Annotated in this window: 2 protein-coding genes; both read left to right on the forward strand. The window is 36.2% G+C overall.

Features of this window, described 5'->3' with window-relative positions:
* Positions 1-2,612 precede the first annotated feature (2,612 nt).
* Positions 2,613-4,406, forward strand: coding sequence for an ATP-dependent RecD-like DNA helicase (locus O3617_RS06360; protein WP_371449197.1), 1,794 nt, complete (start codon positions 2,613-2,615; stop codon positions 4,404-4,406).
* Between the two features lie 88 nt (positions 4,407-4,494).
* Positions 4,495-5,913, forward strand: coding sequence for a hypothetical protein (locus tag O3617_RS06365; protein WP_371449198.1), 1,419 nt, complete (start codon positions 4,495-4,497; stop codon positions 5,911-5,913).
* Positions 5,914-6,000: the final 87 nt, after the last annotated feature.

The raw sequence follows: 6,000 nt of genomic DNA on the forward strand, positions 1-6,000 counted from the left end.
CCTACTCTGCTAATTATATAAGACAACCTCAAGTGGCTAATGGTGCATTTTAAGTAAACTATGATATATTTTCAGATAAGGTTAATTATATCAATAGTTGTCTTGGTATTAATCTGTCCGTATCGGAAGTGATAAATATGAAAATTATATTCGATTTTTCTTTTTTAACGGTAGATTATAAGGTATCTGGGAGTTATAGAATCTAATTTTGAAAGAATTCAAGTTGCAACAGTATTTACCACTTATAGTATGTATCAATTGAATAGTATTAACCCCCGAGTGAATCATTTTGATTTGCTCGGGGGTTTTGTGTCTTAGTTTTCTTGAATATATTCATAGTCATTTATTTTATATACTTAAGATGTAGCCGATAAGTTATGGAAATTTAGATAGAGGATACGTCCTAGTAATATTGATACAGAGATTTTCAAAATTAAGGTTATACTATGATTAGTGGTTTTATTAGTTAGTAATTTAAAGGAGGAATTAATATGTTTCCATTATTAGGTGCTGTAGCATGGGGAGCTTTCGTAGAAGGCGTAACATTAGGTGTTTCAGTATATCAAGCGACAAAGTCTAAGGACTAATTGAATTAATCGTATAAGAAAAGGTAGGTGATAATATGTGTCCATTTGCTGGTTTTGCAGTAGCGATAGCTGTTTGTAAATTATTAGAAGACTAATATAAGAGGGTAAGATTACATCATAATGTATTAGAAGGAGGAATTGATATGTTACCAGTATTAGGATTTTTAGCAGCCGCGTCTGCATGGGAAGTCTTTTCAACAACTGTAACAATAGGAACAACAATATATCGGGCGACACGGGATTAGTTAAAACTCTGTAATAAAAGGAGGTGTTATACATGATGCCATAGTTGATCGTGGTTTAGTTCATGTATGTGTTGAGGTATAATTTTGAAAGTAATAAGTGAGTATAAGAATCGATAGACCTATTCGTATGATGTCATATGGATAGGTCTTTTTCTGTATACAATCGAGGCAAAAAGGTTTTCCACCAGTATCTACCTGGGTTTCTAGGCCTTCTAGAACCTAATGAGGCGAAAATTTACCGTTTACGGTTTGAGGTTTTCCAAAACTACCTTTTGGAACCGCTTAAATACTGGCTTTCTAGACCCTGCTGCTGGTTGCAACAGTGCTTACCGCTTGCGGTATTGAAACAGTTTCAAATTGCTCAATATCCATATCTTCGATTTCAGCAAGTTGCAACAGTACTTACCGCTTGCGGTATGCGACGAAGGGTGCGAGACAGCAGAGGAGTGAAGCGACGATGAGGTCCGCACATCTCTAGTCCCTGACCTAAGGGAAGGGAAAACGAAAAGGGTGGAGTGAATGTACTTACTGTTTACGGTATTGAAACACTGGTACCCAGTTATACACTTTTTTGCCTTCACCATCATTGCAACAGTACTTACCGCTTGCGGTATTGAAACAACATTTTTGAAGCCTAAGCCTTCATAGAAAGCCTTGGGTTGCAACAGCACTTACCGCTTGCTGTATGCGACGAAGGGTGCGAGACAGCAGAGAAGCAAAGTGACGATGAGGTCCGCACATCTCTAGTCCCTGACCTAAGGGAAGGGAAAACGAAAAGAATAGAGTGGATGTACTTACCGCTTACGGTATTGAAACTCGTACTCAAAGCCAGTTTTGAATAGCTTTATAGTATGTTGCAATAGTGCTTACCGCTTGCGGTATTGAAACTCTTGCTCTAAACAAGGTACTGCAGCAGTTAATACTAGTTGCAACAGTACTTACCACTTATAGTATGTATCAATTGAATAGTATTAAACCCCCGAGTAAATCATTTTGGTTTGCTCGGGGGTTTTGTGTCTTAGTTTTCCTGAATATATTCATTGTTATTTGTTTTGTATACTTAAGATGTAGCCAACGAGTTGTGGAAATTTAGATAGAGGATACGTCCTAGTAATTTTGATATAGAGATTTCCGACTCTAGGTTTATACTTAGATTAGTACTTATAGTATTTTGTTAAAAGGAGGAATTAACATGTTTCCATTATTAGGTGCTGTTGCATGGGGAGCTTTCGCAGAAGGCGTAACATTAGGTGTTTCAGTATATCAAGCCGTACGGTCTCGGGACTAATTGCGGATTATTTATACAAGAAAGTAGGTGATTAGATGGTTCAATTTGTAGGTTTTGGCGTAGGCTTAGCTGTTTGTGCGTTATTAGATGATTAGTATATACCGGATGACACGGGATTACTTTAAACTCTGCAATAAAAGGAGGTGTTATATATGTTGATATCAGTCGATCTTAGTTTAGTTTGTGTATGTGTTGAGGTATAATTTTGAAAGTAATAAGTGAATATAAGAATCGATAGACCTATTCGTATGATGTCATATGGATAGGTCTTTTGTGTCTTAGTTTTATTGAATATATATGTAGTTATTTTTCTAATATACTTACATTGTAATCGTGAGCTTTGGAAATCAAAATAGGGGATATGTCCTAGTAATTTTGATATGAAGTTTTCCAAAACTAGAGGTATACTATAATTAGTTGTTTTAGTAGTAAGTGAATATAAGTGTTCAAAAAATGTAATTAATATGTGTTTGTAATTGTATGAGGTGGAATATGGAGAGATATTTCAGGGATGAATTTATTGGTTATAACTTAACAGCAAGCCAAAGGGAATTAGTCACTCAGATTGAAGAATTCTTAAAAAATGATTCAGAGCATGTATTTATTTTGAAAGGCTATGCTGCAACTGGGAAAGAGCTGATTTTAAAAGAGTTAGAAAACTATTTACGTAAAATTGAACGTGGTATGAGTTTAGTGACACCGACGAATAAGGCTGCATTTTGGTTGGATCAATCAGTCGATAGACCCGTATCTACAATACATTCTATGATTTATGAATATACGGAAACGAAAGAATCTGAAGATGGGCAACCGCGAGAGGCATCTAAATTTATTTATAAGTTAAGAGGAAATCTTGATTCAGTGGATCATGTGTATGTGATTGGTGAAAGTGGTTTACTGAATGATGAAATTTCAGATTGTAACTATCTTTGCTATGGTACTGGTAAACTACTAGAGGACTTGATGAGCTTTATCGATCCTAACGCAACTGGTTGTAGAAGAAAGGTTATTTTTATTGGTGATGATACCCAAATGGCACCAGTGACAAGTGCATCGTCTGCACTTAGGCCAAGTTATTTTAAAGCTATGTATGGTGATGCATTTCCGGTTAGAATATTTCAGTTAACGGATGTGGTAGACAAACAATTAAAAAACTTAATTCTTAAAAATGCAGTACGTATTCGTCATGCTATAGAGAAGAAACGGTATAATCGATTAGTATTTGAACGAGATACATCTACCATGATAGAGCTAGATAAAAGCCAGTTTTTACCGACCTATATAAAGGCGTATCAAGCGGTAGAAGATAATAAACCTATTATTGTTGCCTCTATGAATCAAACGGCACAATTATATAATGCACAAATTCGCGAGCAACTATTTCCTGGTAAAACTTCAGTTCAGCCTGGTGATTGGATTATGTTCACTAAAAATGTGTGGATAGGGGATTATCGAGCATTTAATGGTGAGTTTACTAAGGTTTTAGCTGTTAAGGGTTCTGAAAATAAATATATAGACTTTGCAGGCCGTAGTAGAGAGTTAAGATTTAGGTATGTTGATATTGAGATTACTAACCGGTATGGTGAAAAAGAGAAGTTATCATGTAAATTGTTTGAGAACCTGTTAGATGCGTCTGGCTCCGTGTTACCAGATGATGAATGGTTGGAACCATTAATAAATACGCTCTATTATCCTGTAGTATACGCTCAATATGGTTATGCAATCACAGTTCATAAGGCTCAAGGCGGTGTATGGAACACCGTATTCTTTGATACCGAGTTTTATCAGAATATAAAAACTAAGGCTGGATTTAAATGGCTGTATACAGGACTTACACTGGCGAAGGATAGATTGTATTTTACCAATTGGACTGATATGGGATCTAAACTATTGGGAACGATGTCATCGCTTTCTAATACCTCATCTAGTAATACTAAGAATGTAACATGGCCTCAAGGTTCCTCTGTTGCAATTAATGGAAAAACCACCTTGCCATCTATAGCAATACCAGACATTGAAGGATCTACTGCTTATCGAGAGTATGTGCAGGAGGTTAGTGAAGAACTGGCCGTAGTTCTGAGCCAATTAAATATTCAAATTGTGGGGATTAATAATATGTATTTTCGTATTCGGTATACTTTCAAACGTGGCAATAGCAATGCTTCTCTAGATGCTCTTTATAAACAGAAACAAATTATTACATCGATAGAGAATCATAGAAATCAAGGGGATGATCAAAACTTGGCCAGTGAGATTAAGGCTATTATGGACAGACTAGTGGAGTAAATAATCATTACCTAATAAATTGGTTGGAATATCAGCGTTTGTTAGTATATGTTTGTATTGTGTTGTAAATAAAAGAGAGGGTATGTATATGGAACATACAGAACATGTGACAAGCCGTGATGTATTTGATCTACGTCGTGAGGGCAAGTTAGATGAAGCCTATGCAATGGCTAAACGATTAATGGAGAATCCCAATTATAGCATATGGGATAAGCGTGCATTTGCTTGGTGCTTGCACAAGATGATACAAGTAGAGGCAAAGGAAAAGGTCATTAATTTTGAGCGAATCAAAGCTTGTTTGAATGAGGTCTTTTCCTTGGGGCTTCATAATGACATCAATTTTATGCGTTACCTTTGGGGACCAATCTTAACCATTAAAGAGGTGGAGCAACATATTCCGTTATATCAATACGCTTTACAGCTAGATTTCGCCAAATTTGAACGGGAGGATTATGAAGTCAAACCTTATAAAGGTTCAGATGGAATGATGCATGATTGGCCATCTCTCGTTATACGAGTGCTAAGAAAATCCTTAAATAGTCTTGATAAAACTACAGATAAGGAATCGATTATTGCTTTACTTAACTTAGCCATAGAGCACATGGCTTACTTGAATGAAAGTACGTATTACTTAAAATGGTCTATTGCAAAGGCCTATGTTATGTTACATGAATTAGATAAGGCACAACAGATAATTCTAGATTTATTACAAGCGAAACCGAATGAGTTCTGGCTTTGGAATGGGTTGGTGAATACTATTGAAAATGATCATCTATTGGCACTGTCTTGCTACTGCAAATCCTTATTGTGCCAAAACAGACTACAGTTCAATGGAGCCGCTAAGTTCGGTGTGATTAAAGAACTAGTTGCATTAGAACAATACGATATGGCTAGTGCCGAACTTCATGAGCTCGTTACATTTAAGATTGATAACCATCAAAAGATTAATGATCAATTGAATGCATATCTTCATGCAGATTGGTATAACCCTGATGCTGAAAGACTTCCCAAGGACTTTTATAGAGAGCATAGTGAAATGGCCGTAGAACTCTTGTGTCAGTCCTTACCAAAGACCATTGGCATCGTTAACTATGTTTCCAAATCACAAAATAGAGCCTTTATTGTTGCTGATGGAGACATATCCTTAACGTATCAATACGATTCAAAAGAACCTTTGCATGAAATGGATGTTGTGTCTGTTATCTATACACGCTATGAAGATCAAGATGGCACAGTAAGATACAATATTGCAGCTTGTAACAAGACAGATGAAGAACCGCCTACATCCCTTGTAATGAAATTTAAAGAACCTATCAAAGTGATAGATACAGGATTGGCTTTCACAAAAGAAAGTAATGTATTTATTGAAAATAGATTGGTTCAGACCCACAATCTCATGAATGGGCACATCGTTTTTGGCGTTGCAGTTCGCTCCTTTAACAAGAAAAAGAACTGCTGGGGCTGGCAAGCAACCGAAATATTAGCCGTTGACAATGTTAATCATTAAATCCTAAGACATGCCAGATACATCTAATGTAAGGCAGGAACCTGCAAGTCCTGTGAATCTATATTAATAGTAATGAAAGACCTATCT

The sequence above is a fragment of the Veillonella sp. 27098_8_77 genome, assembly GCF_041431535.1.
In the GTDB taxonomy this organism is placed as follows: domain Bacteria; phylum Bacillota; class Negativicutes; order Veillonellales; family Veillonellaceae; genus Veillonella.